22 protein-coding genes are annotated in these 26,318 nt (G+C 64.5%); 11 read left to right on the forward strand and 11 right to left on the reverse strand.

The genetic code is table 11. From position 1 onward, the window contains the following. Position 1: 1 nt before the first annotated feature. From QCE49_RS17385 to atzF, 4 genes are all read left to right on the forward strand, one after another. On the forward strand, positions 2-706 hold the full coding sequence (locus tag QCE49_RS17385; RefSeq protein ID WP_250457014.1) for an urea amidolyase associated protein UAAP1: 705 nt from the start codon (positions 2-4) through the stop codon (positions 704-706). Positions 707-728: 22 nt separating this feature from the next. Continuing rightward, positions 729-1,370: an urea amidolyase associated protein UAAP2 gene (locus QCE49_RS17390; RefSeq protein ID WP_008346571.1), complete on the forward strand. Its 642-nt coding sequence runs from the start codon at positions 729-731 to the stop codon at positions 1,368-1,370. 174 nt (positions 1,371-1,544) lie between these two features. Further along, on the forward strand, positions 1,545-5,144 hold the full coding sequence (gene uca / locus QCE49_RS17395) for an urea carboxylase (protein ID WP_250457015.1): 3,600 nt from the start codon (positions 1,545-1,547) through the stop codon (positions 5,142-5,144). Between the two features lie 19 nt (positions 5,145-5,163). Beyond that, positions 5,164-6,984 (forward strand): allophanate hydrolase, encoded by a 1,821-nt coding sequence (gene atzF, locus QCE49_RS17400; protein ID WP_250457016.1) that lies wholly within the window; start codon positions 5,164-5,166, stop codon positions 6,982-6,984. Between the two features lie 63 nt (positions 6,985-7,047). Here atzF and QCE49_RS17405 read toward each other — a convergent pair whose 3' ends face one another. The 5 genes from QCE49_RS17405 to QCE49_RS17425 all read right to left on the reverse strand — a co-directional run bounded on the left by QCE49_RS17405 (position 7,048) and on the right by QCE49_RS17425 (position 12,719). Continuing rightward, a complete protein-coding gene (locus QCE49_RS17405) occupies positions 7,048-8,280 on the reverse strand; it encodes an MFS transporter (RefSeq protein WP_250457017.1) in 1,233 nt (410 codons plus the stop codon). 79 nt (positions 8,281-8,359) lie between these two features. Then, positions 8,360-8,911: a hypothetical protein gene (locus tag QCE49_RS17410; RefSeq protein ID WP_250457018.1), complete on the reverse strand. Its 552-nt coding sequence runs from the start codon at positions 8,909-8,911 to the stop codon at positions 8,360-8,362. 49 nt (positions 8,912-8,960) lie between these two features. Next, positions 8,961-9,725 (reverse strand): hypothetical protein, encoded by a 765-nt coding sequence (locus tag QCE49_RS17415; RefSeq protein WP_175980161.1) that lies wholly within the window; start codon positions 9,723-9,725, stop codon positions 8,961-8,963. Between the two features lie 148 nt (positions 9,726-9,873). After that, entirely contained in the window at positions 9,874-11,244 is a 1,371-nt protein-coding gene (locus QCE49_RS17420; RefSeq protein ID WP_250457019.1) for a sigma-54 dependent transcriptional regulator, read from the reverse strand. After that, positions 11,229-12,719 carry a HAMP domain-containing sensor histidine kinase gene (locus QCE49_RS17425; protein WP_250457057.1) on the reverse strand — a complete coding sequence of 497 codons (1,491 nt, stop codon included), beginning with the start codon at positions 12,717-12,719 and terminating at the stop codon, positions 11,229-11,231. The genes QCE49_RS17420 and QCE49_RS17425 overlap by 16 nt, the downstream gene beginning before the upstream one ends. A 763-nt stretch (positions 12,720-13,482) precedes the next feature. On the opposite strand from QCE49_RS17425, the gene QCE49_RS17430 reads away from it, so the two are divergent. After that, on the forward strand, positions 13,483-13,806 hold the full coding sequence (locus QCE49_RS17430) for a hypothetical protein (RefSeq protein ID WP_175980163.1): 324 nt from the start codon (positions 13,483-13,485) through the stop codon (positions 13,804-13,806). A gap of 301 nt (positions 13,807-14,107) precedes the next feature. Here the strand turns inward: QCE49_RS17430 and QCE49_RS17435 are convergent, their stop codons facing one another. Together QCE49_RS17435 and QCE49_RS17440 are read right to left on the reverse strand one after the other, a co-directional pair. Continuing rightward, complete coding sequence (locus tag QCE49_RS17435) at positions 14,108-14,761, reverse strand: transcriptional regulator (protein ID WP_284507589.1); 654 nt, start codon at positions 14,759-14,761, stop codon at positions 14,108-14,110. Between the two features lie 43 nt (positions 14,762-14,804). After that, on the reverse strand, positions 14,805-15,806 hold the full coding sequence (locus QCE49_RS17440) for an ornithine cyclodeaminase family protein (RefSeq protein WP_008346555.1): 1,002 nt from the start codon (positions 15,804-15,806) through the stop codon (positions 14,805-14,807). Between the two features lie 184 nt (positions 15,807-15,990). Here QCE49_RS17440 and QCE49_RS17445 point away from each other — a divergent pair, with 184 nt between their 5' ends. The 4 genes from QCE49_RS17445 to QCE49_RS17460 all read left to right on the forward strand — a co-directional run bounded on the left by QCE49_RS17445 (position 15,991) and on the right by QCE49_RS17460 (position 19,273). Continuing rightward, positions 15,991-16,773 carry an ABC transporter substrate-binding protein gene (locus QCE49_RS17445; protein ID WP_008346553.1) on the forward strand — a complete coding sequence of 261 codons (783 nt, stop codon included), beginning with the start codon at positions 15,991-15,993 and terminating at the stop codon, positions 16,771-16,773. Positions 16,774-16,797: 24 nt separating this feature from the next. After that, positions 16,798-18,039 carry an FAD-binding oxidoreductase gene (locus tag QCE49_RS17450; protein ID WP_250457021.1) on the forward strand — a complete coding sequence of 414 codons (1,242 nt, stop codon included), beginning with the start codon at positions 16,798-16,800 and terminating at the stop codon, positions 18,037-18,039. Positions 18,040-18,191: 152 nt separating this feature from the next. Further along, positions 18,192-18,656 (forward strand): GNAT family N-acetyltransferase, encoded by a 465-nt coding sequence (locus tag QCE49_RS17455; protein WP_250457022.1) that lies wholly within the window; start codon positions 18,192-18,194, stop codon positions 18,654-18,656. Further along, positions 18,653-19,273 carry an FMN-dependent NADH-azoreductase gene (locus QCE49_RS17460; RefSeq protein WP_250457023.1) on the forward strand — a complete coding sequence of 207 codons (621 nt, stop codon included), beginning with the start codon at positions 18,653-18,655 and terminating at the stop codon, positions 19,271-19,273. The genes QCE49_RS17455 and QCE49_RS17460 overlap by 4 nt, the downstream gene beginning before the upstream one ends. Here QCE49_RS17460 and QCE49_RS17465 read toward each other — a convergent pair. After that, positions 19,270-20,748 (reverse strand): PLP-dependent aminotransferase family protein, encoded by a 1,479-nt coding sequence (locus QCE49_RS17465; RefSeq protein ID WP_175980166.1) that lies wholly within the window; start codon positions 20,746-20,748, stop codon positions 19,270-19,272. The genes QCE49_RS17460 and QCE49_RS17465 overlap by 4 nt on opposite strands. A 114-nt stretch (positions 20,749-20,862) precedes the next feature. Between QCE49_RS17465 and QCE49_RS17470 the strand changes: the two genes are divergently transcribed. Then, entirely contained in the window at positions 20,863-21,612 is a 750-nt protein-coding gene (locus tag QCE49_RS17470; protein WP_250457024.1) for an SDR family oxidoreductase, read from the forward strand. Between the two features lie 57 nt (positions 21,613-21,669). On the opposite strand, the gene QCE49_RS17475 is transcribed toward QCE49_RS17470, so the two are convergent. From QCE49_RS17475 to QCE49_RS17485, 3 genes are read right to left on the reverse strand one after another with little or no spacing between them, the layout of a single operon-like run. Then, the gene (locus QCE49_RS17475; RefSeq protein ID WP_008346542.1) at positions 21,670-22,461 is read right to left on the reverse strand and encodes an SDR family oxidoreductase; all 792 of its coding nucleotides are present in this window, start codon (positions 22,459-22,461) and stop codon (positions 21,670-21,672) included. 27 nt (positions 22,462-22,488) lie between these two features. Further along, entirely contained in the window at positions 22,489-23,823 is a 1,335-nt protein-coding gene (locus QCE49_RS17480; RefSeq protein ID WP_250457025.1) for an MFS transporter, read from the reverse strand. A 27-nt stretch (positions 23,824-23,850) separates the two neighbouring features. Continuing rightward, positions 23,851-24,789 carry a 3-keto-5-aminohexanoate cleavage protein gene (locus tag QCE49_RS17485; protein WP_008346539.1) on the reverse strand — a complete coding sequence of 313 codons (939 nt, stop codon included), beginning with the start codon at positions 24,787-24,789 and terminating at the stop codon, positions 23,851-23,853. Between the two features lie 310 nt (positions 24,790-25,099). On the opposite strand from QCE49_RS17485, the gene QCE49_RS17490 reads away from it, so the two are divergent. Next, the gene (locus QCE49_RS17490) at positions 25,100-26,131 is read left to right on the forward strand and encodes an AraC family transcriptional regulator (RefSeq protein WP_250457026.1); all 1,032 of its coding nucleotides are present in this window, start codon (positions 25,100-25,102) and stop codon (positions 26,129-26,131) included. Positions 26,132-26,318: the final 187 nt, after the last annotated feature.

A 26,318-nucleotide genomic window follows, 5' to 3' on the forward strand; every position in this document is an offset into this window, starting at 1 on the left:
CATGACAGTGTTACTCGAAGAAACGGTCCCCGGTGGCGGTCATACATCGCTGATCGTCAAGCGCGGACAGTCGCTCTGCATCACCGATATTCGCGGCGGCGCGAACGTCAGCGTGATGATGGTCAACGCGGCCGAAAAGAGCGAGCGGCTCAATCTGCCGGATTCGCTGAAGTGCCAGCACACCGCGAAGCTCACCACGGGCCATTGCCTCTATTCCGACATGGGGCGCGTCCTGGCCGCCATCGTTGCGGATACATGCGGCTGGCACGACAGCATCGGCGGGGTATCGAATGCGCAGGAAGTGTTCGAACGATACGGCGCGGGCCGCTATCAGGAGTTGCGCAACGGCTTCTATCGCAATGGCACCGACAACCTGCTCGTCGAGATGAGCAAGTGGGGCCTCGACGTTTCCGACCTGCTGATGACGCTCAATCTCTTCAGCCGCATCGACGTGACGAGCGATGGCGCGCTCGCCTTCGTGCCCGGCAATTCGAAAGCGGGCGATTACGTCGAACTGTATGCGCCGATGAACACGCTCGTCGTGCTGACCGCGATCCAGCATCCGCTCGACCCGCATCCCGAATACTCGCCGAAGCCCGTCAAGCTGGAACTGAAGGAATCGCATCCCGAAGTCGCGGAAATCTGCCGTACCGCATGCGAAGAGAACGTGCGCGGCTTCATCAACACCGAACGCTTTTTCCTTTGAGCGAACCTGAGAGATGAGCAACATGACCCAAGCGCTTACCGTCAGTGAAAAACATCCAGAAAGCGCGGTGTATCGCGAAACGCTCGCCGCGGGCGAACCGTGGCTGCATGAAGTGAAAGCGGGGCAGACGCTGCGCATCGTCGATCTGGAGGGCAATCAGGCCGTCGATACGCTCTTCTACAGCCTTCACGATCCGCGCGAACGCTTCGATCCGCAACGCACGTTGCGTCGGCAGCAGAGCCTCTATCTGACGTCCGGCTCGGTGCTGTATTCGAATCTCGGCAATCCGATGCTGACGATCGTCGCCGATACCTGCGGCCGTCACGACACGCTCGGCGGCGCATGTGCGCAAGAGAGCAACACGGTGCGTTATGCGCTGGAAAAGCGCTACATGCATAGCTGCCGCGACAACTTCCTGCGTGCATGCGCGCACGACGGACGGCTCGCGAAGCGCGATATCGGCGCGAACGTCAACTTCTTCATGAACGTGCCGGTGACTGCCGAAGGCGGCCTGACCTTCGAAGACGGCATCTCGGCGCCGGGCAAGTATGTCGAGCTGCGCGCGGAGATGGACGTCATCGTGCTGATCTCCAACTGTCCGCAACTGAACAATCCGTGCAACGCCTATAACCCGACACCCGCGGAGCTGATCATATGGAACTGAAGCGCATTCGCAGCTGGATCTATCACGTCATGCTCGTTCGCTCGGGACGCTGCTGCACGACCACGCGCGAACAACTGAACCGAAGCTATCGCTGAAGCGATCGCGGCCGCGGACGACCGCGGCTCGCCATGCTCACGGCGGGACGGCCCGCCTCCGAACGACCCTTCCCTTTCCATGTTCGAGAAGATCCTGATTGCGAATCGCGGGGCGATCGCCTGCCGCATTCTCAGAACCTTGCGCGCGCTCGATGTCACCGGCATCGCCGTGTATGCCGAAGCGGATCGCGCTAGCCGCCATGTAAGCGAAGCCTCGATTGCGCATTCGCTCGGCGACGGTCCCGCCGCGACGACCTATCTCGACACGGCGAAGATCCTCGACATCGCGCGTGCCGAAGGCGTGCAGGCGATTCATCCCGGCTACGGCTTTTTGTCGGAGAACGCGGCGTTCGGCGAAGCGTGCGAAGCGGCGGGCATCGCGTTCATCGGACCGACGCCCGCGCAATTGCGCGCGTTCGGCCTCAAGCACACCGCCCGCGAAATCGCCGCGAAGGAAGGCGTGCCGATGCTCGAAGGCACGGCCCTCCTCGACGACTTGCCGTCCGCGCTCGCTGCGGCAGAGCGCATCGGCTATCCGGTGATGCTGAAGAGCACGGCGGGCGGCGGCGGCATCGGCATGCGCGTGTGCTGGAACGCGGGCGAACTCGGCGCGCATTTCGACGCCGTGCGCCGTCTCGGCGAGAACAACTTCAGCGACGCGGGCGTGTTCCTCGAGAAGTACATCGAGCGGGCGCGGCATCTCGAGGTGCAGGTCTTCGGCGACGGCCAAGGCGACGCCATCGCATTGGGCGTGCGCGACTGCTCGGTGCAGCGGCGCAATCAGAAAGTGCTCGAAGAAACGCCCGCGCCATCGTTGCCCGAAGGCGTATCGGCTGCGCTGTGCGATGCCGCGATCCGTCTCGCGAAGGCCGTCGATTACCGGTCGGCCGGCACGGTCGAATTCGTCTACGACAGCGCGGCGGAACGGTTCTATTTCCTCGAAGTGAACACGCGTTTGCAGGTCGAGCACGGCGTCACCGAGCAGGTCTGGGGCGTCGATCTCGTCCGCTGGATGATCGAACTCGCCGCTGGAACGCTCGCGCCGCTTTCCTCGCTGATGGCGGGCCTGAAGCCGCGCGGCCACGCGATCCAGGCGCGCCTGTACGCGGAAGATCCGGGCCGCGACTTCAAGCCGAGCCCCGGCCTCGTGACCGATGTCGCCTTCCCCGTAGCCGATGGCCGCGCGCTGCGCATCGATACGTGGATCGAAGCCGGATGCGAAGTGCCGCCCTACTTCGATCCGATGCTCGCGAAAATCATCGCGTGGTCGCCGACGCGCGACCAAGCGCGCCACGCGCTCGACGAGGCGCTCGCGAACACGCGGCTTTACGGCGTGGAGACGAATCGCGACTATCTGCGGCAGATCATCGGCGACGCGCCGTTCGCGTCGGGCGAGGCGTGGACGCGCTGCCTCGAAGCGCTGAAGTATCGCGCGAGCACGATCGACGTCGCGAGCGGCGGCACGCAGACGACGGTGCAGGACTATCCGGGCCGGCTCGGCTATTGGGCGGTCGGCATTCCGCCGTCGGGACCGATGGACGACCGCTCGATGCGCCTCGGCAATCGTCTCCTCGGCAACGCCGCCGACGCCGCCGCGCTCGAAGTGACGATGAGCGGCCCGACGCTGCGCTTCAATACCGATGCGGTGATCGCGATCACGGGCGCTGACATTCCCGTCACGCTCGACGACATCGCGCAGCCGATGCACACCAGCATCCATGTCGCGGCGGGCTCGACGCTCGCGCTCGGCACCATTCGCGGCGCGGGCGCGCGTGCCTATCTCTGCGTGCGCGGCGGCTTCGATGTCGCGTCGTATCTCGGCAGCCGCAGCACGTTCACGCTCGGCCAGTTCGGCGGACACGGAGGACGCGCGATCCGCGCCGGCGACGTGCTGCACGTCTATCCGCTCGGCGACGCGCAAGCAGGCGCGACGCTCGGCGATGCGCTGCGCCTCGAACCTGTTCGCACGATCCGCGTCATCTACGGCCCGCATGGCGCGCCCGAGTATTTCAGCGCGGCGTATATCGAACGCTTCTTCGATACCGAATGGGAAGTGCACTTCAATTCGAGCCGTACCGGCGTGCGCCTGATCGGGCCGAAGCCCGAATGGGCGCGCGAGGACGGCGGCGAGGCGGGCCTGCATCCGTCGAATATTCACGACAATCCGTATGCCGTCGGCGCGATCGACTTCACCGGCGACATGCCCGTGATCCTCGGCCCCGACGGCCCGAGCCTCGGCGGTTTCGTGTGTCCGGTGACGATCATCGAAGCGGACTTGTGGCAGATCGGCCAGTTGAAGGCGGGCGACAAGGTGCGCTTCGTTTCCGTCGAGATCGGCGAAGCGCGTCGGGCCGCGCGGCGGCGGCGTCGTGAAATCGAATCGCTCGATATCGAACGCGGCGAAGTGACCGAACGACGTGCGGCGCTGACCTCGCCCATCGTGCTCGATAGCGGATCGGGCCGCGAAAGGCTCGTCGCGCGCGTGTCCGGCGATACGCATCTGCTGCTCGAAATCGGCCCGGCGGAACTCGATCTCGTATCGCGCTTTCGCGGTCATGCGCTGATGCAGTCGCTCGAATCGCAGGCGCTTCCCGGCGTGGTCGATCTGACGCCGGGCATCCGCTCGCTGCAGATTCATTACCGGCCCGACGACTTGCCGCTCGCGCGTCTGCTTGCGATCGTCGAAGAAGCGTGGGCGCAAGTGCTGCTGCAAGGCGATCTGCGCGTGCCGTCGCGCATCGTGCATCTGCCGCTTTCGTGGGACGACCCGGCGTGCAGGCTCGCGATCGACAAGTACATGACGACGGTGCGCAAGGATGCGCCGTGGTGCCCGAGCAATCTGGAGTTCATCCGGCGCATCAACGATCTCGATTCCATCGATGCCGTCAGAAAGATCGTCTTCGATGCGAGCTATCTCGTGATGGGTCTCGGCGACGTGTATCTCGGCGCGCCGGTCGCGACGCCGCTCGATCCGCGTCATCGTCTGGTGACGACGAAGTACAACCCGGCGCGAACGTGGACGGCGGAGAACTCGGTCGGCATCGGCGGCGCGTATCTGTGCGTGTACGGCATGGAAGGTCCGGGCGGATATCAGTTCGTCGGACGCACGCTGCAGATGTGGAACCGCTACGCGCAGACCGCGGATTTCTGCGGCCAGCACTATCTGCTGCGCTTCTTCGATCAGATCCGCTTCTACGAAGTGTCCGCCGACGAACTCATGCGCATTCGCGCGGATTTTCCGCTCGGGCGCTATCCGCTGCGCATCGAGGAAACGGAGCTGTCCTTGCCGGACTATCAGGCGTTTCTCGCAGACGAAGCGTCGAGCATCGATGCGTTCCGCACGCGTCAGCAAGCGGCGTTTCAGGCCGAACGCGAGCGCTGGCGCGAAGCGGGCGCATCGGAAGACGCGCAGGATGCGCCACTCGTCGATGACAACGAACTCGCACCGCTCAAGGCTGGCGAAGTCGCCATCGACAGCGAGATCGCGGGCAGCCTGTGGCAAGTGAAAGCGGCCCCTGGCGATGAAGTCGCGGCGGGCGACGTGCTGCTCGTCATCGAGTCGATGAAGATGGAGATTGCCGTCTGCGCGCCGTGCGCGGGCACCGTCGCCGCGATCCATGTCGCGCCGGGTTCTCCGCTGCGCGCGGGACAGCGCATCGCGGTCATCGAACGTCACTGAATCTATCCAACGGAAAACCATGTCGACATTCGATCTGCGTCTCTCCACGCTGCGCCGCGAATATCGCGAAGGCTCGCTCACGCCGCGCAAGCTCATCGCCCGGTTGCGCGACAAAGCCGCCGCGCTCAATCCCGAGTTCAATCTCTTCATCCATCTGCTGACGGAAGAAGAGATCGCGCCTTTCGTCGATCGGCTCGAAGGCCACGATCCGGACAGTTTGCCGCTCTACGGCATTCCGTTCGCGATCAAGGACAACATCGACCTCGCGGGCATCGAAACGACGGCGGGCTGTCCCGCGTTCGCTTACACGCCCGATGAATCCGCGACGCTCGTCGGCCAGTTGATCGCGCTCGGCGCGATTCCGCTCGGCAAGACCAATCTCGACCAGTTCGCGACCGGTCTCAACGGCACGCGCTCGCCGTATGGCAAGTGCCGCAACAGCGTGCATCCCGGGTATCCGTCGGGCGGATCGAGCGCGGGGTCGTCGCTTGCGGTCGCGCTCGGCGTCGCGAGCTTCGCGCTCGGCACCGACACGGCCGGATCGGGACGCGTGCCTGCCGCGCTGAACAATCTCGTCGGCCTCAAACCGACGAAAGGATTGCTCTCGACCGCGGGCGTCGTGCCGGCATGCCGCACGCTCGACTGCGTGACGTTCTTCACGGCAACCGCCGCCGAAGCCAGCGAACTGCTCGCGCTGACCGCGCGGGACGATCCGCGCGACGCATACAGCCGACGCAATCCGCAATGGAACGCGGCGCGTGCGTTCGGCACGCCGCACGCGTTCCGTTTCGGCGTGCCCGCGCAACTGGAGTTCGCGGGCTGCAGCGAAAGCCCCGCATTGTTCGCGCAAACGCGTGCGCTACTCGAAGCGGCGGGCGGCGAAGCGGTCGAGATCGACTTTCAGCCGTTCGTCGAGGCGGCGCAATTGCTGTATCAGGGACCGTGGGTTGCCGAGCGCTATAGCGTGACGGGCGAGTTGATGACGACGCAGCCAGATGCCGTGCTGCCCGTCATTCGCGATGTGCTGGCGAAAGCGCCGGGCGCGACTGCTGTCGAGCTGTTTCGCGCGCAGTATCGGCTTCAGGATCTGAAGGCGCTATGCGATGCATCGCTCGATACGCTCGACTTCGTGCTCACGCCGACGTATCCGCGCCCGGTGACGCTCGCTGAACTGGAGCGCGATCCCATCGGCCCGAATTCGCTGCTCGGCTACTACACGAACTTCATGAACCTGCTGGACTATGCGGCGGTGGCCGCGCCCGCCGGCTTCATGGAGAACGGATTGCCGTGGGGCGTGACCGTCTTCGGCCGCGCGTTCACGGATCAATATCTGCTCGGCGTCGCCGATCTGCTTCAGCGCAGAAGCGGCATGCGCTGCGTCGGGGGAGGCGAAGTCGATGCGAGTCCGCACGGCGCGGCGGCCAACGATCGCATGACGGTCGCGGTATGCGGCGCGCACATGCAGGGCTTGCCGCTCAATCGCGATCTCGTCGCGCGCGGCGCGCGTCTCGTGCGGGCGACGCGCACCGCGCCTTGCTATCGGCTATGCGCGTTGCCCGCATCGGCCGACGGCACGCGCAGGCCAGGCATGTGGCGCGTCGCGGACGATGGCGTCGGCATCGCCGTGGAGGTCTGGGAGATGCCGAGCGCGGAATTCGGATCGTTCCTCGCGACGATTCCTTCTCCGCTCGGGCTGGGCAAGGTCGAGTTGTCGGACGGTTCGTGGACAGCCGGTTTCATCTGCGAGCCGTACGCGGTGCAATCCGCCGAAGACATATCGGCGTTCGGCGGATGGCGCGCGTGGCTCGACGGTCGGCATCTTCAAGCCGCGCCTGGTTGATCGATCGGATTTGTCAACGCGCAGTCTGTAGCGAGCGCAAGGCCCGGCAAAGGAAAAGCGGATTCATGTCGCCAGAGAGGAATCTTGCGCGACGTCGCGGTGAATCCCGCACGCCTTTTTGAGCGAAGCGCCGAAGATGAGCCAGAGTGCGAGCGAGCCTGTCGATACGCCTCCCAGCACGAAGAACGCCGTTGCATAACCGAAATGCTGCGCGAGCACGCCGCCCAGTGCCGGGCTAAGCGCAGCGCCCATGCCCTGCACGGTCATCACGACGCCCTGCCCCACGTTCACCCGTCCGGTTCCCTGCAGCAAGCGCACGACCAACGCGGGGACCGCGACGCTTTGCAGACCCGCGCCGATTCCGTCGAGCGCCTGCACGGGCCACACACCCCATGCCGCGATAAACATTCCCGCCACGAGTCCGCGCGCCGGCAGCGCGAGAAACGTGATCAGGATCACACCCCAGTAGCCGATTCGCTGGATGAGGCGGTTCGCGAAGACCGCCGCGACGACCATCACGAGTTGCGCAATCACGATGGTCTGCGCAGTGAACGCACTCGGATCGCCCTGATGCGCCGCCACGACCGCGAGCCCGTAAAGCGGCAGCATCGCCGCGTTGCCGAGATGGAACATCGCCAGCGAGGCGGCCAGGAGCAAGATGGGCCGGCACGTCAGCAGCACGCGAAATCCGCTCGCCTGTTCATGCCCGGTCGGGGACGAACTGCTCAAGCCGCGCGCGCTGTCGTGATCGATCGCATCGCGCCGGATGAGCAGCGTCGAAATCACCGTCATCGCGCCGAACACGCCCGCGAGCGCGAACACCGCGCCGAACCCATAGCGCCATCCGAGCCAGCCGGACAGTGCGGCGCCTACGACGTTTCCCGCGTGATTGGCCACCTGATTGCGGCCGAACTGCCTGTCGAATCCTTTCTCGCGCACGATTCCCAGCGTGATGCCGGCGACGGCGGGACCGAGCGCAGCGCCCGTGACCGCGGTGAATATCTGCGATGCAGCGACCATCCAGTAGCTGTGCGATACCCATAGCACGAGCGATGCAAGCGTCGTCATCACGCCTGCGATGACGATGACGCCGCGCTTGTGATGCGTCGCATCGACCAATGCGCCAGCCGGGGACGTGGCCAGCATGCCGGCGATGCCGCCCAACGTCATCACGGTCCCGATCGCATCCGCATGCCAGCCGTGCGCCTGCAGGAAAACGCCGAGAAACGGCCCGATGCCCGCCTGCACGTCCGCCATGAAGAAGTTCAGCCCTTCTAACGCATATGAGGGATTCATGGTTCACCAATGACGTCCGTTTCGTTGGGCCTTGGTCGGTTCCGAGCGCGGGCTTCGCTTTGAGACTTTGGGATCGCCCTCAACCGTTTTCGGGCGCGTCGACGAGCTGGGCGATTTCATCGACCTCGATCGTCCGACCATGCCTGTTCCTGACGCCGTGCCCCCAGGCGTGAACATGCGCGCCCGGACTCAGGTAATCGGCCAGCTCGGCCGCGGCGTGCGGTGGCATGCGCAACGAGGTGCCATCGTCGAGCAAGGCGCCGCGCAATTCGCCTTTCGGTCCGAAGAGCGACAGCCGGACCTCGCCCGACGCTTCCATCGCCTTGCGCTCGACATGCGGTCTCTGATGCGTTTCGCCGTTAGCGTGCGGACCTTCGTCGCGAATGAGCACACCGCTTTTCGATGTCAGCGAGACAGCGGCGATGATGTCCGCGTCTCGCGGCTTTGTCCCGCGCACGCGGACCTGATCGCCCGGCGCGACATGCCGCGCGAGTTCCTTCGATAGATGCGGTGGAAAATGAACCTGACGCGAGCCGAGCACGAGGCCGTCGATTTCTCCGTGTGAATTGAGCAGAAAACGTGTCACCTTTCCGCGGGTCTCGGGAAGGCTGGCGGGATCGATCCAATGCATGTTGCTACTCCTGAATGAGCGTGAGTGGGGTAGGTCAGGCTTGCGCCGATCAGGGCGCTGTCGGCGGACGGTCGTAAATCTGCGTGAGATTGCCCGGCGAACCGAACGACGTCGCCTGAAGCGCCGTGCCGTATTGATTGCGCGTGCCATAGCCGCGCGCCGAAACCGTGGCTCCCGTTCGAACCAGGCTTCCGAACTGCTGTGCGACCGGAGGCGTGAGTTTGATGACCGTGCCATCGGAGAGAATCACGCCGTCGGGCTCGCCACGCGGCGCGGTCGTCACGTGCGCCACCTGCCCCTGCGCACTGAGGCGCGAGAGACCGGCGCCGCGCAGTTCCCGCGGAAGTGGTAGCGCGCCGGGCATCGGCGGCTGATCGATCAGTTGCTGTCCACTTCGCGTGTCGGCGATGCGTTGCGCGATGAAGTTGCCGCCTTCATCGCGCCAGCCGCTCAACTGCACGCTGTCGCCTTGGCGAACCGTCGAAGTCAGTTGCGCGCTCATGTGCGGCGGGAACCGTACGAGCGTCCCGTCGCTGGCGAGAAAGCCGTCGACGTCGCCATCGGGATTCGTCAGAAAGCGCGCTACGGTCGCTTGCGTCGTGGTCATCGAGGCCGCGTTGGAGATCGGCCTCGGGGCCAGGCCCGGAGGCCGAGGCGGCGGCGCGTCTGCGGAGACCGGCGGCGGGGGCGGCGGCGCCGTCACAGCGCTCGTTTGCGCTGCGCAACTCGCGCTCATCACGAGGGCGGCGGCAAGGCTCGTCGCGCCGAGCAGGCGAACGGCGATTCGTCGATTGGCTGGCTGGGTCGATTGCATGTTTCACTCCTTTCGCGTGGCGCGGAGTGTTCTGCAAGTGCTATGCCATTCGAAGAATGCTGAAGACTTCGACGTCTTGCGCGAACGAAGATCGTCGATGTGTCAACGAAACGGACATCGCCTGTCCGATTCGTTGACACTCGTTTCCCTACGACGACGCGTCGGACATTCCGAGACTCGTCATCCGCGTATAGAGCGACTGACGGCTGATGCCGAGCGTCCTTGCGGCCTCCGCGCGATTGCCACCCGACGCAGCCAGCGCGTGAGTAATCAGCGCGCGTTCGAGCCGCGCAACGGCTTCCGTAAGCGGAAGCTCGAGCAGCGCTGGCGGAATTGCCTCGCCGGTTTTGTCTTTTGCCGCAACGAGAAACGCGAAATCTTCGCGTGTGAGCACTTGCCCCGGCGCAAGCGCACTCGCCCGCTCGATCGCGTTGGCCAGTTCGCGCACGTTCCCTGGCCAAAGGAAAGTGGCCAGAAGGCGCTGGGCATCGGCGGAGAGATGCTTGCGCGTCGCTTCGGTCGATGCAGCTTCCAGAAAGTGCTCGGCAAGCGGCAGGATGTCGGCCACACGCTCCCGTAGCGGCGGCATGTGCAACGGGATCACGTTGAGGCGAAAGAGCAGGTCCTGTCTAAACGTGCCCGCCTCGACCATCGCGGCAAGATCGCGATGGGTTGCCGCGATCACGCGCACATCGACCGATATTGTCCGGTTCGTTCCGAGCGGCGTGACTTGCCGTTCCTGTAGCGCGCGCAGCAGTTTCGCCTGCATGGAACGCGGCATGTCGCCGATCTCGTCGAGAAACAGCGTGCCGCCGTGCGCCTCTTCGATCCGGCCTTTGCGCTCGCCCTGAGCGCCGGTGAACGCGCCTCGCGCGTGCCCGAAGAGTTCGCTTTCGAGCAGGTCTTCGGGAATGGCCGCGCAGTTCACCGCGACGAAGGGACCGTTCGCGCGCGCCGAGGCGCGATGGAGCACGCGAGCGGCCACTTCCTTGCCGGTCCCGGTCTCGCCGGTGATCAGCACGGTCGAGTTCGTTCCCGCCGCGCGGCCCAGGCGCTTCTGCACGTCGCGCATGGCTTCGCTTACGCCGAGCAGTCGCGGCTCGCGAGAAGTCACGTCGTCGCTGAATGCGGGCGTGAGGGGGGAGCTTCGCTGCGCCGATAGTATCCGCTCCAGCAGCGCGACGATCTCATCGCGTCCGACCGGCTTGGTCAGATGTTCGAACGCGCCGAGCCGCATCGCGCCGATGGTGTTGTCGCTCGTGGCATGGGCCGTCAGCATGACGACGGGCACGGCTTGCAGCTTCGCGATCGCACGCAATGACTCGAGCACCGCAAGACCGTCCGCGCCCGGCAAGCGGAAGTCGAGAAAGATGCACTCGGGCGCCGGGTTCGCGCGCAGCCAATGCAGTGCCTCTTCGCCGGAGCGCGCCTCGATCGCCCGGTGGCCGAGGTCTTGCACGGTTTCCACGAGTCCTTCGCGGAAGGCATCGTCATCGTCGGTGATTAATATGGTCGCCATGGCAAGTCGATCACGAAGCACGTCATGTTCGAGTCGTCGTCGAGATAAGCACGTCCGCCGTGCGCCGACGCGATCTCCCGCACGACGGCAAGGCCCAGGCCGGACCCGTCGGGCCGCCCCGTCACGAATGGCTCGAAGATCCGTTCGCGCTCGGCCGCGCCGACGCCGGGACCATTATCGATGACCGTGAGCCGAAGCCGCTTCCCGTTCGCCGACTCGACGCCGCGTGCGCGGAGCATTACCTGCGTGCCAGACGGCGCGTGCCTCAGCGCGTTCAGGATGAGGTTGTCGAGCGCGCGGGCCAGTTGCACGGGATCGAAGATCGGCATGCCTGCGTCTTGCTCGACGTCCACATCTTTGCCGAGCGCGATGCCACGGCGTTCGGCGCCCGGCTCATGCGTATGAATAATGTCGTCGAGCCATGCGTGCAGGCTGACCTCACGCGTCTGCAGCGAAACGGGCTGCGTCAGCGCGAGCAGGCTCGTCACCTGCGACTCGATACGGCCCACCTGCTCGATGATCGACCTCAACGCTGCTTCGCGGCGCGCAGCATCGCCTGCCAGCGCGTTCTCGGCCTTCAGACGCATGGCGCCAGCCGGATTGCGAATTTCATGCGCGATTTGCGCCGCCATTTTGCCGAGCGTGCTGAACCGTTCGGCCTGTGCGAGCTGGGCGTTCAGTGCGTCTGCGTCCCGCTTGAGCTGCTCCGCACGCGCGACGTAGCGGTTGAGGGCTTCGACGATCTGATCCAGATCACGCTCGCCCAACCGTTCCAGCCGTTCGCCGCGCTCGAATTCGCCCTCTGGCGCAAGCGCGCGTTCAAGCCGGGTCAGGTTGTGCTTCCAGCGCTTGAGCGTCAGCGCCAGAAACACGGCGAGCACGACGATGACCGAGAGCACGCCGGCGAGGATGGCCGCTGCGCGCTGTCCGTATGGCCCGAGCGGCGGCCGCGCGCGCGTGAGCGTCCAGGCCAGCAGGCCCGCGTGGCGCGGCACGGGGCAAGCGATCGCGATGACGGCGTCCGTTCCGCTCGAAACGACATCGGCGCGCATCTGCCCGATGCTGGCTGCGTGCTGAAGCGTGCGCAGGATAAGCGGTGTCTCCGCTTCGGGAACGTCTCGTTTCATGCCGCTCCCGCCATAGGTCGGAAAGGCATAGGCCAGGAAGCCGTTCGGCGCGCCGGATGCCGGCTCTTTCGCCCAGAACCCGCCTTCGATGCCCTCGGTCCGTATCAGAACCAGATCGAGCACCGCGTGCATGAGATCTACATTGGTTTCGTCGGGATGCTGCATGGACATGTCGTAGCGCGAGGCCACCGCCTCGCATGCCGCTGCAGCCTGCTCCTTCGCGACGACCACGCGTTCCCCAAGCGCCGACGAAAGCGTGAGCCATACGGCACCGCTCAAGAGCCCGCACAGAACGGCGACCAGAAGCCAGAGCGTGAAGAGTTGAGTTGAGAACGACGGTCTCGGCATGGACGGTTTACCGGCGAGCCAAAGTGAGCGCGTTGGGAAGCAAGTATTCTGCCATCTGTAAAGGCCGTCCACTTTCGGCGCTTCGTCGCGATTATCACGATTCGAATGTTCGGCACTGGTATGGAAGTCGTCCGCGTCAGAAAACGCCAAGCGCCCACGACGGACCCGATGTGGGCGTCTCGAAGGGGCACGCAGGTGGCATGCCGTCATTCGATTTGCGCGCTCAGGTTGGGCCAAGCCAATATTTTTACGCGCAGTAGGTCTCAATGTCGGGTTAGTCCGCTGCGCTAATAGTTGCCATCTAACGCTTTTGTTTGACGCATGACCGTGTTTCGTTTCGAACATCGTCTGTTCCGACCAAGCCGCGAAGGCAGGTGCGGTCGTATCCTGAATCCTTTCGGATTTCGTATTGATGTTTATGCAGCGAGTCCCACGGCGGGACCGATTGGCTCAGCGCCGCGCAACAGGCGCTCGGGGTGGTCGTGGGGGGAGGCGGCACCCTTGCGTTGGGGTTCGATGGGAACGCATCACCCTCCGGCGACGCCCCTTTTGAGTATGCTGACGACTCGCCGTTCCTAGACAGTGCGCTCCAGCTCGCAGGTCACCGCGCTGTAAGCGAAACTGATGAAGCCGATTGCTTCAGCGCTTAGGAGAATGACCTGGACCGCTGCCAGTTTGTTCGTGCGATGACGCAAGACTTACGGGCGTATGCGAAGTGCACGTCGGACGCATTCTTCAACTACCAAACCTGTAGAGGCTTTTGATGGCAAAACCACCGCGCGTGAGCATCGTCTTTTATAACCCCGATACGCAGCAAATTCAGATCTGCATGGTGAACCAAGACGAGGTTCAGCGATCGATCGATCGTGAAATCGCGCGAGGATCGGCAATGAACCTTCCGCTCGGTGCAGACGATGAGAGCCAGTCGCCGGTCACCGACGAGTTGCTACACCAGTTGGGAGGTTTGGCCGTACTGAACCTTGGCGCTGCCCATCCGGAACTACGCGCACGCTTTCGATTCACCACCGCCAATCCGATGAATTGGAACGCGGTAGACCGCGGTCCTTCTGCGGAGGACGAAGCGTGAATACTTCGCGACTGCGGCCGCGATGCATCGTGATTCGCGTTTGACGAGAGGGGCGCGTCGAGTCCCGCCGTCGCGGCAATGCCCCCGATACGGAGAACTCGAGCGACACCACGGACGAGAGTTCCGTCACGCGCACCTCGCAGATCGGCAGGATCCTGGCACCCAGCGCGCGCAACACGCCAAACGCCCGACCGCAAATTTGACGATGTCCTCGTCGTCGTTAGCATGAGTCAGACGGGGGTCAGCGTTACATCAGGAAGACGGATTAGGCGCTCTGCTGCCGCGGATGCAGCAGAGCGCCTCAACCGCCGTCCTTCATCTCGCGCAGATGCTTGTAAACCGTCGCGCGGCCCATTCCGAGCACCTTGGCGACATAGTTCGCCGAGCTCTTGCCTTTGAATGCGCCCTGCGCGTGCAGCGCCTCGACGAGCTCACGCCGATGATCGCGCGTGAGCGAGTTGAGCGCGATCTGCCGCTCGCGCAGCCAGCCATGCAGGAAGGTGTTGATGCGCTCCTGCCAGTCGTCCTTGAAAAGCTCGACAGGCTGCGCGACGACGCCCGCGCCACGCAAAAAGAGATCGAGCGTCGAGCGCATCTCGTCGAACGCCGCGATGTTGAAATTGATGCACATCACGCCCGCGGCATTGCCCGCGTCGTCGAAGAGCGCCGTGCTCACGCAGCGCATGCGGCGTCCGTCCCAGTTGAGCTTTTCGTACGGACCGACGAGGCGCTCGCGCGCGGTCTGCTCGACATCTTCGAGCGCCGAGTCGTCGCCGATCTCGCGCTTCGAGAGATTGTTCGACAGGTACGCGATGGTCTGGTCGGAGAGATCGTGGATCACCACTTCCGCATAGGGGAAGAAGAGCGTCGTGATGCTGTCCGCGATGTGCGCATAGCGCGCGAGCAGCGATTCGCGAGCGGCGTCATCGGGCTTCGGCGTCTTGCGTCGGGGCATGGAAGTCGGCATGAGTTCGGAACGGCGAATGGCGATGATACCGCTAGGCCGCCGCGCGCTGCTTCGCGAGATGAACATACAGCGCGTGCGCGACCGCGATGTCCTCGAGGCCGAGCCCGATCGAGCGGAAAAACACCGCGCGCTCATGCGAAGGTGCGGGACACGCGCCGCGCGCAAGCTCTGCAAGATCGCCGCGAATCGCATCGGGCGACCAGCCGTGACGCTCCCGCGCGATCACCATTTCGCCGGCGCTCGCGGGCGTCGTCCGCCGATAGTCGCAGTAGACATCGAGCGCGTTCAGCGCGGCCGCGTCGATCTCGTGCGCGCGCGCGACGTTCGTGCTGATGGAGGTAATAAGCGCAGGCTTCGTGAGCGCATCGAGCGCGAGCACCGGCGTGCCCGATGATGTGCACAGCATCACGACATCCGCATCGCGCACGCACTCGTCAACCGACGCCGCGACGCGCACACGCGCATCGAGCGCCCGCAGCGCGTCCGCACGCTCGCCATCGCTTGCGAGGCGCGGCGAATGGATGCGGATCTCCGACCATCCGCGCAACGGCGCGACATGCCGCAGATGCGCGAGCGCGACGCTTCCCGATCCGATGACCGCGAGCCGCTCGCTCGATACGCGCGCGAGCCGGTCGACCGCGAGCGCCGTCGTGCCCGCCGTGCGCTCGGTCGTGAGGAGCGCGGAATCGCACCACATCAGCGGCGCGCCGGTGCGCATCGACATGAGCGCGGTCCAGGCGGTGACGATCGGCGCGCCAGGCTGCGCGATGTAGGGCGAGAGCTTCGCGCCGAAGACCTCGTGCTTCGCCAAAACGCCGAGATAGGTGATGAAATCGCCGGCATCGCGCGGAAACAACGTGAGCGTCTGCGGCGGCTGAACGGCTTCGCCATCACCGAGCGCGGCGAACATCTCTTCGAGCGCGCCGCGGATATCGAGCGAAGGCAGCGCCCGCCTCACTTCCTCTTCGTGAACGATGAAAGGAATCTGCGCGCCGGGCGCGGCCTCGCGCGCTTCTTCGGGCAAGGAAATCATTCGAAAACCTCCGGTTCGTGGCCGTTGAGCGATTGCTTCGTGACTGCTTCGACGTAGACTATTTTGTCCATTCTAGACTTTTATTTTATTTTTCGTCTATATTTCGATTGGGCGCGCGGACATCTCCGCGCGCCTGGCGCAAGACAGAGACGGTGCGGGTTCACAAACGACCTTGGTGACGACAATGAACTGGAAGATGATCTGCTTCGCGGGCGCGGCGAGCCTCGCGTTCACAATTGGACTGGCGCACGCGGAGTCGCAGACCTTGCGATTCGGCGTCGAGGCCTCCTATCCGCCGTTCGAGAGCAAGACGCCGGCGGGCCAGCTCGAAGGCTTCGACATCGACATCGGCAACGCTGTGTGCCAGCGCATCAAGATGAAGTGCGTATGGGTGGAGAACAGCTTCGACGGGCTGATTCCGGCGCTGCAGGCGCGCAAGTTCGACGCGATCAATTCGGCGATGAACATCACCGACAAACGCAGGCAGGTGATCGACTTCACGCCGCCCGTCTATGTCATGCCGATCCAGATGGTCGCGCGCCGCGACGCGAAGCTGCAGCCGACACCCGCGAGCCTCAAGGGCAAGTCCGTGGGCGTGCTGCAAGGCTCGACGCAAGAGGATTACGTGCGCAAGCACTGGGCGAGCGAAGGCGTGCAGGTCGTGACGTACCAGAGCCAGGACCAGATCTTCGCGGACCTGAGCGCCGGACGGCTCGACGGCGCGGTGCAGGAAGTGCAGACCGCCATCGACGGTTTCCTCGCGAAACCCGAGGGCAAGAACTTCGATTTCGCGGGCGCCGCCCTCACCGACCCGTCCACGCTCGGCGAAGGCACCGGCATCGGCTTGCGCAAGGACGATGCGGCGTTGAAGGCGAAGGTCGTCGCCGCGCTCGATTCGCTGAAGAAAGACGGCACACTGAGCGCTTTGTCGCAAAAGTACTTCAAACGCGACATCATTGCGAAATAGGCACTTCATCAGGCATCGGAAAAAATGGCTCAGGACGTGATCGTGCTCGGCGCGGGCATCGTGGGAGTGAGCGTGGCGCTGCATCTGCGGCAGCGCGGATGGCAAGTGACGCTCGTCGATCGCCGCGCGCCCGGCGAGGCGACGAGCTTCGGCAATGCGGGCCTGATCGAGGCGTCGTCGGTCGTGCCTTATGCGTTTCCGCGCGACTGGGGCACCGTGCTCAAGTTCGCGATGAATCGCTCGACCGCGCTGCGCTACGACCTGCGCTCGCTGCCCGCGTATGCGCCGTGGCTCACGCGGTTCTGGTGGGAATCGGCGCCCGCGCGTCTGGCCGCCGCCGCGCGCGACATGCTGCCGCTCATTCAGCGAAGCGTGGCCGAGCATGAGGCGCTGATCGCGCGGGCGGGTCTCGCCGATCTCGTGCGGCCCACCGGCTGGCTCGAAGCGTATCGCTCGCGCGAGCAGTTCGAGCGCGAAGCAAGCGCCGCCGAACGGATCGCGCGCGAGCACGGGCTCGGCTTGAAGGTGCTCGATGCCGAGGCGCTGCATCGGCTGGAGGCATCGCTCGATGGCGGATACGCGGGCGCGATGCACTGGACCGATCCGCGCAGCGTCATCGATCCGGGCGCGCTGACGAAGGGCTATGCGGCGCTGTTCGAGCGCGAGGGCGGACGCTTCCTGAGCGGCGACGCCGCGACGCTCGAACCATCGGGCAGCGGCTGGCGCGTCATGACGTCGAGCGGACCGGTCGAAGCGCAGGCGGCGGTGGTGGCGCTCGGCGTATGGTCCGGCGACCTCGTGCGCCGGTTCGGATACCGCATCCCGTTGATGGCCAAGCGCGGCTATCACATGCACTACGCACCCGACGGACGCGCCGCGCTATCGCGGCCGGTGGTCGATATCCAGAACGGCTACGTGGTCGCGCCGATGCGGCGCGGCTTGCGTCTGACTACCGGCGTCGAGCTCGCGAGCCCTGACCGGCCGCCGAGCCCCGTGCAACTCGAACGCGCGGAGCGGATCGCGCGACCGGTGTTCGGCCTCGGGGCGCGCATCGACGAGTCGCCGTGGCTCGGGCTTCGGCCCTGCACGCCGGACATGCGGCCGGTGATCGGACCGGCGGATCGCCATCGCGGGCTCTGGTTCGCGTTCGGGCACGCGCATCACGGCCTCACGCTCGGTCCGGTGACGGGCAGGCTTGTCGGCGAGCTGATGAACGGGGAAGCGTGCTTAACCGATCCAGTTCCGTATCGCGCGGGCAGGTTCTAGCACTTGTCGAGCGGCGAACGTTTCCGATCCGGCGCAGCATCGCCCGCGCGATCGAGCACGCCGTCATGGCCTACCCCGAAGCGCGTTTCTTGGCCCTTCAGACTGCGCCATCGCATCGGTAATGTATGTGTCATGCATTGTGGAGAACACGCATGGACACATCGATCGTTTTTCGACACCTCGATACCCCCGAAGACTGGACGCGCGCCTTCGAAGTAATGAAGGAACTCCGGCCGCACCTTACGGACCCCGATACGTTTTGCGCACAACTGCGCCGTCAACGCGAGGAAAGTTATCGGCTGCTGGCCGCCTGTGACGACGAAGGCGCGATTCTCGGCCTCGCCGGGTATCGAACGCAGACGAACACGCTGTACGGACGCTTCGTTTATGTCGACGATCTCGTCGTCACGGCGCGTCTGCAAGGCAGCGGCATCGGTGCCCGTTTGCTGGACACCGTCCGCGGGATCGCACGGGACGAACACTGCGCCCACTTCGTGCTCGACACCGGCCTGCATATGGCGCTCGCACAGCGCTTTTATTACCGCAACGGCCTGCTCGCCAAGGGCATGCATTTTGTGCAGACGCTGGCTGTGCCCGGCGAGGAGCGCGCGCGATGAAAGTGCTCTTCATCAACGCGAGCCCGCATGGCGACGCGAGTCACGGCTACCGGCTCGCGCTCGAAATGATCGATACGTTGCGCAAGCGTGCGCGCGTGGATATCGTGAAACGCGATCTCGCCGCAACGCCGCTGCCTCCGCTCACGCAGGACTACGCGCGCGCCATCACGTCGCGCCATCCGGACGAAGCGCAGTTCGACATCTCCGAACAATTGATCCGCGAAATCGAAACCACCGACACGCTCATCATCAACACGCCGATGCACAACTTCACCGTGCCCGCCGCGCTGAAGCTATGGATCGACTACGTGCTGCGCATTCACCGCACGTTCGTTTCGACGCCCGAAGGCAAGGTCGGTCTGATGCGCGACCGGCCCACGTTCGTGATCGTCGGTTCCGGCGGATTTCATAGCGGTGAGCTTGCGCGTCAGCGAGACTTCCTTACGCCGTACCTGCGTTACGCGCTCGGTTCGATCGGCTTGCAGGACCTGCGCTTCGTGACGCTCCAAGGCCTCGTGCGCGGCAGCGAAGCCGTCGCACAGGCGCTCGATCTCGCGCGCGAGCACATCGCGAGGCACGCGCCCTTCGCATCCGACGGCGACACCGTCACGCCCTAACCGTCATACGCCCGGCGAAGCATGCGCGCGAGACGCGCCGCTTCGCCGGCATCGGCGACATTCGCGAATCCGACGACGATACCGCGCAACGTTTCCTTGCTTCGCCCGTTGAGATACCACGCGGACAGCGCGAGCACCGCGAGACCCGCCTCCCGCGCGCGGCCGGCCATCGCCAGATCGTCGACGGGACCGTCGCGATCCGCACGGAAGATCGCGACGAGATGCATGCCGCCCGTCGGCAACCCGATGCTCACGCGATCTCCGAACGCCTTCTGTATCGCCGTCGCAAGCCACTCGCGCCGTTGCGCATACAGCGCGCGCATGCGCTTCAGATGCCGCGCGAAATGCCCCTGCGCGATGAAGTCCGCCACGGCCGCCTGATAAAGATACGGCGAGCCCGCGTTCATGCTCGCCGTGACCTGGCCGAAGCGCTCCACGGCCCGGCCGGGCGCGACCACATACGAGAGCCGCAGACCCGGAAAAAGCACCTTGCTGAAGGTGCCGCAATAGATCACGCGATCGTCGCGATCCAGGCTCTTCAGCGCCGGCAACGGGCGGCCCGCGTAGCGGAACTCGCTGTCGTAATCGTCCTCGACGATCCAGCCCTGCGCGCGGCTCGCCCAGTCGAGCAGCTTCATGCGCCGCGCGAGCGACAGTGTGACGCCGAGCGGACTCTGATGCGCTGGCGTGACGAACGCGAAACGCGCATCGGCCGCGAGCGCGATGCCGGCATCGACGTCGAGCCCTTCGTCATCCGTCGGCACGGGCACGAGCCGCATGCCGGCATCGAGAAGAAAGTTACGCGCGAGCAGATAGCCGGGCTCTTCGAACCACGCGCGATCCTCCGGTTTCGCGAGACCGCGCAGCACGAGTTCGAGCGTCGCGCGATAACCGTTCGTCACGAAAACCTGCTGCGGATCGCACGCCACGCCGCGCGACAGGCCGAGATATGTCGCGATGCGTTCGCGCAACGGCCGATATCCGGCGGGATCGGGATAGGCAAGCGTGGCGAGATCGCCGCTGCGCGCGCGATGCGCGACGAGACGGCTCCATACCTTGCGCGGAAAGGCATCGAGCGCGGGCAGACCCGGACGCAGCGGCTTCGCATCGTGGCCGATCTCGGCGGCCGGTTCGGCGCGCGTTGCGCGTGCCGTGCGCGGCGCGTTCCCGCGCTCGCGGTCCTTGCGCGCGCCCGACGGCGTCGCGGCTTCGGGCAGCGACGACGACACGAACGTGCCCGCGGCGCCGCGCATCTGCAGATAGCCTTCGTCGACGAGAATGGTATAGGCTGTTTCGACGGTGCCGCGCGCAATGTTCAGTTGCGTCGCGAGGCCGCGCAACGCGGGCACGCGGTCGCCGGGTTTCAGATGACCCGCCGCAATGGCCGTCTTGAAGCGCTCGCAAATCTGCAGGTAAATCGGCGCGGCCTCATGCCGGTCGATTGCTATCTTCAACGCATGGTCGGCTGATGGCATGACATGTCTCATGGACTAGTTCGATCGACGATTCTTGTCCCTTTTCGCTAAGCCATGATTCTCACACAATGACTTCACGTTCACTGTCTTTTCACTTTAAGCACGAGGTGCATCATGAAGATCGTCGTCATGGGAGGTTCGGGTTTGATCGGCGCGAAAACGGTCGCGATCCTGCGTTCGAAGGGTCACGAGGCCGTCGCCGCTTCGCCGCGCAGCGGTGTGAATGCCGTAACGGGCGAAGGATTGCATGAAGCGCTTCGCGATGCGCAAGTGGTGATCGATCTGACGAACGCGCCTTCGTGGGCGCCGGACGACGTCATGGCCTTCTTCCGCGCATCGGCGACGAATCTCGGCAAGGCCGAGGCCGCGGCGGGCGTGCAGCATCATGTGGCGTTGTCGGTCGTCGGAACGGACCGCATGCCGGACAACGGCTATTTCCGCGCGAAGGCCGCGCAGGAGAAGCTGATCGCCGAAGCGGGCGTGCCGTATTCGATCGTTCGCGCGACGCAGTTCTACGAGTTTCTCGGCGGCATCGCCGATGCCGGCATGCAGGACGGCAAGGTGCATCTGTCGCCGGGACAGTTTCAGCCGATCGCCGCGGACGATGTCGCCGCGATCGTCGCGGATGTCGCGCTCGGCGCGCCGCTGCTCGGCATCGTCGATATCGCGGGGCCGGAGCGCGCGCCGCTCAATCGGATCATCGGCCGGTATCTGAAGGCGACGGGCGATGTGCGCGAGATCGTCGTCGATCCGGACGCGACGTACTTCGGCGGCACGATCAGCGAAGACTCGCTCGTGCCGACCGGCGAAGCGCGTCGCGGCGGCATCGGTCTGGATGAATGGCTGGCACGCGCGCACGCGTGAGTGTGACGGCGGGCGCCGCCGTGCCCGGCGCCCGCTTCGGTTGCGCTTTTCGGATGGTCAGAGATATTCGACGTTGCCGTCGACGCTGATGGCTTGTCCCGAGATGTTGCGCGCCGCCGGCGATGCCAGGAACAGCGTCATCGCTGCGATATCGTCGACCGTGACCATGCGGCGCAGCGAAATCTTCTTCAGGTACTGCGCTTTCATTTCATCGAAGCCGACGCCCGCCGATTCGGCGCGCGCGGCGATCACCTTGTCCATGCGCTCGCCCTCGACGACGCCCGGCAGGATCGCGTTGACGCGGATATTGCTCGGCCCGAGTTCGACGGCCAACGACTTGACGAGACCGACGATCGCCCATTTCGTCGATGCATACGGCGTACGGTACGCATAACCCAGCCGGCCGGCCACGGACGACATCGCGATGATGCCCGGGCGATCCGACGTCTCCTTGAGCAGCGGCACCGCGCGACGCAGAAAATAGTATTGGCTGTTGAGATTCGTCGCGATGGTTCGCTCCCAATCGTCCGGATCGATGGCTTCGATCCCGGCAGTCGGACCCGCGATGCCCGCATTGTTGATGAGCAGGTCGAGCCCGCCGAGCCGCGAGCGCGCGTCGTCGATGACGCTATCGACTTGCTCGCGCGCGCCGACATCGGCGACACCGGCATGCAGCTTCGGATTGCGCGCTTTGGCGCCATCGACCGCCTGCTGGTTCACGTCGCAGATATAGACTTGCGCGTCGGCTTGCACGAATGCGTCCGCGATTGCAGCGCCGATGCCGGCGGCCGCGCCCGAGATGAGTACGCGCAAGCCCGGGACCGGTTTGAGAAGCTCAAAAGTATTCATGTTCGATATCGACATTCGTTCGGTTCATCAGCGAGCGGGAGAAGCATCGGCGACGGGACGCTGCGCGGCGTGAATCGATTTCGCGAGCAGCGGCACCAGCAGCAAGCCCAGCACCGAGGCAGCCACGACGACGTTGAAGCCCGCATCGCTTCTGCCGGTCATCGTTTCGGCGAGCCCGAAAAGATAAGGTCCGACGAAGCCGCCCAGCAAGCCGATCGTGTTGATGAACGCGAGGCCGGCCGCCGCTTGCACGCCTTGCAGCCGCTTCATCGCGACGGCCCAGTACGACGGCAGAATGCCGCCTGCAAAGAAGCCCGTGATGCCGAGCAGCGTAATCTGCACTGCCTGATTCCGGCTGGCGAGGAACGCACACGCACTGACGACGACGCCCGCGGTCAGCACGCCGAGAAAGCCGCATTCGTTGCTCACACGGCGATGAATGCGCGGAAGGGTCAGCACGCCGAGCAGAAAGCCGATGCCGACACTGCTCGACAGAACGCCGACGAGAATCGGCGAGCTCACATGCATCTGCGCGACGATCGACGGCGTGAAGAAATACAGGCCGACGAACGCCACCTGATTTAAAAAGTAGATGAGCGCGATCAGCACGGTCGTCGGGCGCTTGAGCGCGGCGAGCCAGTCTGCCGTGCTGAGGTCCGCGTGTCCGTGCGTGTCGATGACCGCGTGCGTTTCGAGCGCCTGCGCTTCCTGCGCGGACAGCCACTTCACTTCGGACGGACGATTCGGAAGCTTGAAGAACAGCACGATGCCCAACACGATGGTCGGCAAGCCTTCGAGCAGGAACATCCACTGCCAGCCGTGAAGACCGCCGATGCCGCCGAGCTGCATCAGACCCGCGCCCAACGGATTGCCGATGATGAGCGCGATCGACGGCGCGGTGTAGATCCATCCGACGGCAACGGCGCGGTCTTTGGGCGCGAACCAGAGCGTCACCATGTACATCAGCGCGGGAAACAATCCCGCTTCGGCGACGCCCAGCAACACGCGCAATATGTAGAAGGACCACTCGCCCTGAACGAACATCATCGCGGTCGAAAGCGCGCCCCACGTCACCGCGATTCGCGCGATCCACGCGCGCGGCCCGACGCGATGCGCGATCAGATTGCTCGGCACTTCGAGCAGCGCATAGCCGATGAAGAAGATGCCGGCGCCGAGTCCATACGCCGCGGCGCTGATGCCGAGGTCGGCAGCCAGGGCGCTCTTGGCGAGCGCCACGTTCGTGCGATCGATGAACGACAGGAAGTAGATTCCGCACATCAGCGGAAGCAGTCTTGCCATGGCCTTGCGAGTCGCAAGCCAATGCGTTTCTCCGAGGCTGTGGTCAACAGTAGCGGCAGTCATGATGTCTCCAGATTTGACTTCTTCGAGTCAGAGCGAAACGTTGTCGCGCCCTTTGAGCCCGAGCATGGCTCGCGCATCGGCGGGTGTCGCGATGTCGAAAGACAACTCTTCGAGAATGCGGCGAATCTTGCGGACCTGTTCGGCATTCGATTTCGCCTTCACGCCTCGCGACAGGTAGACGCTGTCTTCGAGGCCGACTCGCACGTTGCCGCCCATGATCGCGCCCATCGTCACCAGTGACATCTGATGACGCCCGGCGCCGAGAATCGAAAGATGGTAGTTCTCGCGTCCGAAAAGACGGTCGGCGGTCGCGCGCATCATCGAAAGATTCTCGGGATCGTGGCCGATTCCGCCGAGAATGCCGAACACGGATTGGATGAAGAACGGCGGCTTGATCAGCCCTATATCGATGAAATGCGCGAGGCTGTACAGATGCCCCACGTCATAGCACTCGAATTCGAAGCGCGTTCCATAGTCGCGGAATTCGGTGAGGATGTTTTTGATGTCGCGGAACGTGTTGCGGAAGATCATGTCCTCCATGCCTTCGACATAATCCTTCTCCCAGTCGAAGCGCCACGAAGACATCCTCGCCGCGACGGGATGAAGCGAAAAATTCATCGAGCCCATGTTCAGCGAGCACATTTCGGGCTTCGCCACGCGTGCGTAAGCGAGGCGCTCGTCGAGCGTCATGCGCGTGCTGCCGCCCGTCGAAATGTTGATGACGGCGTCGGTTTGCGCGGCGATCGCGGGCACGAATCGCCGGAATATTTCGGGCGATGGCGTCGGGCGGCCGTCTTCCGGATTGCGCGCATGCAGATGAAGAATCGCGGCCCCGGCCTCGGCGGCTTCGAGCGCCTGATGCTTGATGTCATCGGGCGTGATAGGCAGATATTCCGACATCGACGGCACATGCGCCGAACCGGTCACGGCGCAGGTGATGATGACTTTGCTGCTCGGATTGCTCATTGAATGTCCTTCGAAAACGCGCTCGATGGGCGAGCTTCGGCAATGCCCCGGCGCGCCTGAACGAGGCAAGCGCGGGAGGACGCCGTTGGAAAACGTAGGGCGGAACGGGAAACGACCGTGCGGCTGGCTTAAGCCGGCGGCGACGAACTGACGTGAAGTTGGCGTTGCATGGCTGTCTCCGATGGATTCGCGAGTCGCGCATTCGCGATGCGGACTCGTCTTGTTACGGTGATAGTAGTGGGATACGATGCGCTGCGAAAGGTCATATTCGGACAAGGTGGTGTCCCCGCAGGACACACGAGGAGGCGCTGTGTCGTCGAGACTGCCACTGTTGAATGAGCGCATCTATGCGCCCTACAAGATCGCCGCGCTGGTGGACGTGCTCGCTGAGCAAGGCATTGCGCCGGCGGACAGCCTGAAAGGAAGCGGCGTTGCGCCCGAGGAGATCTATGATGCCTCGGTGATGACGTCCGTCCGGCAGTACGCCGCTGTATGCAGCAACGCCGTCGCGCTTTCCGCCGATCCGCGAACGCCGTTCAAGACGGGCGCGCGGCTGCATCTGGCCGCGTATGGCATGTACGGCTACGCGCTGATGTCGTGCCTGTCGCTGCGCGATTACTTTAGGCTCGGCGTCAAATACCATCGGCTCGCGACGCCGACCATCACCATCGAATGGCACGAACATCCGGACACGTCGGTATGGACGTTTCCCGACGCGTTCACGTCGCCCTTCCCGCATGACGTGCAGCAGTTCCTGCTCGAACAGCAGTACACGCAGCATGTGACGCACTTGCAGGATGTCGCGGGCAGAAGCTGTCCGCCGATGCTCGCGCGCTTCTCGTATCCCGCGCCGCCGCACGCCTCCATCTATCCGGAGTATCTCGGCTGCCCATGCGAGTTCGACGCCGGCGAATGTCAGCTCATCTACGACGGCGCGATACTCGAACTCAAGCCTCATCTCGCGGACAGGCACTCCGCCGCGCTTCTGCAGGAGACGTGCGACAGGCTCATCGGACAGGCGAAGACATCGACCGGTGTTTCCGGCGAGGTCTATCAGGTTCTCATGCGCAAGCCGGGCGAGTTTCCCGGCATGGAGACCGTCGCTAGCGCGTTGAAGATGACGAGCCGCACGCTGCGTCGACGGCTCGAGTCGGAAGGCACGTCGTTCGTCGCCATCGTCGACGATGTGCGGTGCTCGCTCGCCACCGAGTATCTGAAGACGACGAAACTGAGCACGGACGATGTCGCCATGCTGGTCGGCTTCACCGACACCGCCAATTTCCGCCGGGCGCTGAAGCGCTGGACCGGCAAAGGCCCCGCCGAAATTCGCGAGCAGGAGTGACGCCGGCCGCGCAGGCTTTTCATTCGTTACTTCAGACAAAAATGGGTTCGACGGCGCACATACGTAACCTTACAGAAAGATAACAATGCACTCACTTCGCGGCAGTGGCGAATAAGCGAAGGCTGAACCGAGGAGTGTGCGAAATCCGAATCCGTCGAATTGCGATCGATCGCATCGACCGGATCGA

This window comes from Caballeronia sp. LZ008 (assembly GCF_031451435.1).
Lineage (GTDB): Bacteria > Pseudomonadota > Gammaproteobacteria > Burkholderiales > Burkholderiaceae > Caballeronia > Caballeronia zhejiangensis.

Bases quoted from the DNA above. Each gene is read 5' to 3' on its own strand.
- QCE49_RS17385 (WP_250457014.1), top strand. From the start codon at position 2: ATGACAGTGTTACTCGAAGAAACGGTCCCCGGTGGCGGTCATACATCG.
- QCE49_RS17390 (WP_008346571.1), top strand. From the start codon at position 729: ATGACCCAAGCGCTTACCGTCAGTGAAAAACATCCAGAAAGCGCGGTG.
- uca (WP_250457015.1), top strand. From the start codon at position 1,545: ATGTTCGAGAAGATCCTGATTGCGAATCGCGGGGCGATCGCCTGCCGC.
- atzF (WP_250457016.1), top strand. From the start codon at position 5,164: ATGTCGACATTCGATCTGCGTCTCTCCACGCTGCGCCGCGAATATCGC.
- QCE49_RS17405 (WP_250457017.1), bottom strand. From the start codon at position 8,280: ATGAATCCCTCATATGCGTTAGAAGGGCTGAACTTCTTCATGGCGGAC.
- QCE49_RS17410 (WP_250457018.1), bottom strand. From the start codon at position 8,911: ATGCATTGGATCGATCCCGCCAGCCTTCCCGAGACCCGCGGAAAGGTG.
- QCE49_RS17415 (WP_175980161.1), bottom strand. From the start codon at position 9,725: ATGCAATCGACCCAGCCAGCCAATCGACGAATCGCCGTTCGCCTGCTC.
- QCE49_RS17420 (WP_250457019.1), bottom strand. From the start codon at position 11,244: ATGGCGACCATATTAATCACCGACGATGACGATGCCTTCCGCGAAGGA.
- QCE49_RS17425 (WP_250457057.1), bottom strand. From the start codon at position 12,719: ATGCCGAGACCGTCGTTCTCAACTCAACTCTTCACGCTCTGGCTTCTG.
- QCE49_RS17430 (WP_175980163.1), top strand. From the start codon at position 13,483: ATGGCAAAACCACCGCGCGTGAGCATCGTCTTTTATAACCCCGATACG.
- QCE49_RS17435 (WP_284507589.1), bottom strand. From the start codon at position 14,761: ATGCCCCGACGCAAGACGCCGAAGCCCGATGACGCCGCTCGCGAATCG.
- QCE49_RS17440 (WP_008346555.1), bottom strand. From the start codon at position 15,806: ATGATTTCCTTGCCCGAAGAAGCGCGCGAGGCCGCGCCCGGCGCGCAG.
- QCE49_RS17445 (WP_008346553.1), top strand. From the start codon at position 15,991: ATGAACTGGAAGATGATCTGCTTCGCGGGCGCGGCGAGCCTCGCGTTC.
- QCE49_RS17450 (WP_250457021.1), top strand. From the start codon at position 16,798: ATGGCTCAGGACGTGATCGTGCTCGGCGCGGGCATCGTGGGAGTGAGC.
- QCE49_RS17455 (WP_250457022.1), top strand. From the start codon at position 18,192: ATGGACACATCGATCGTTTTTCGACACCTCGATACCCCCGAAGACTGG.
- QCE49_RS17460 (WP_250457023.1), top strand. From the start codon at position 18,653: ATGAAAGTGCTCTTCATCAACGCGAGCCCGCATGGCGACGCGAGTCAC.
- QCE49_RS17465 (WP_175980166.1), bottom strand. From the start codon at position 20,748: ATGCCATCAGCCGACCATGCGTTGAAGATAGCAATCGACCGGCATGAG.
- QCE49_RS17470 (WP_250457024.1), top strand. From the start codon at position 20,863: ATGAAGATCGTCGTCATGGGAGGTTCGGGTTTGATCGGCGCGAAAACG.
- QCE49_RS17475 (WP_008346542.1), bottom strand. From the start codon at position 22,461: ATGAATACTTTTGAGCTTCTCAAACCGGTCCCGGGCTTGCGCGTACTC.
- QCE49_RS17480 (WP_250457025.1), bottom strand. From the start codon at position 23,823: ATGACTGCCGCTACTGTTGACCACAGCCTCGGAGAAACGCATTGGCTT.
- QCE49_RS17485 (WP_008346539.1), bottom strand. From the start codon at position 24,789: ATGAGCAATCCGAGCAGCAAAGTCATCATCACCTGCGCCGTGACCGGT.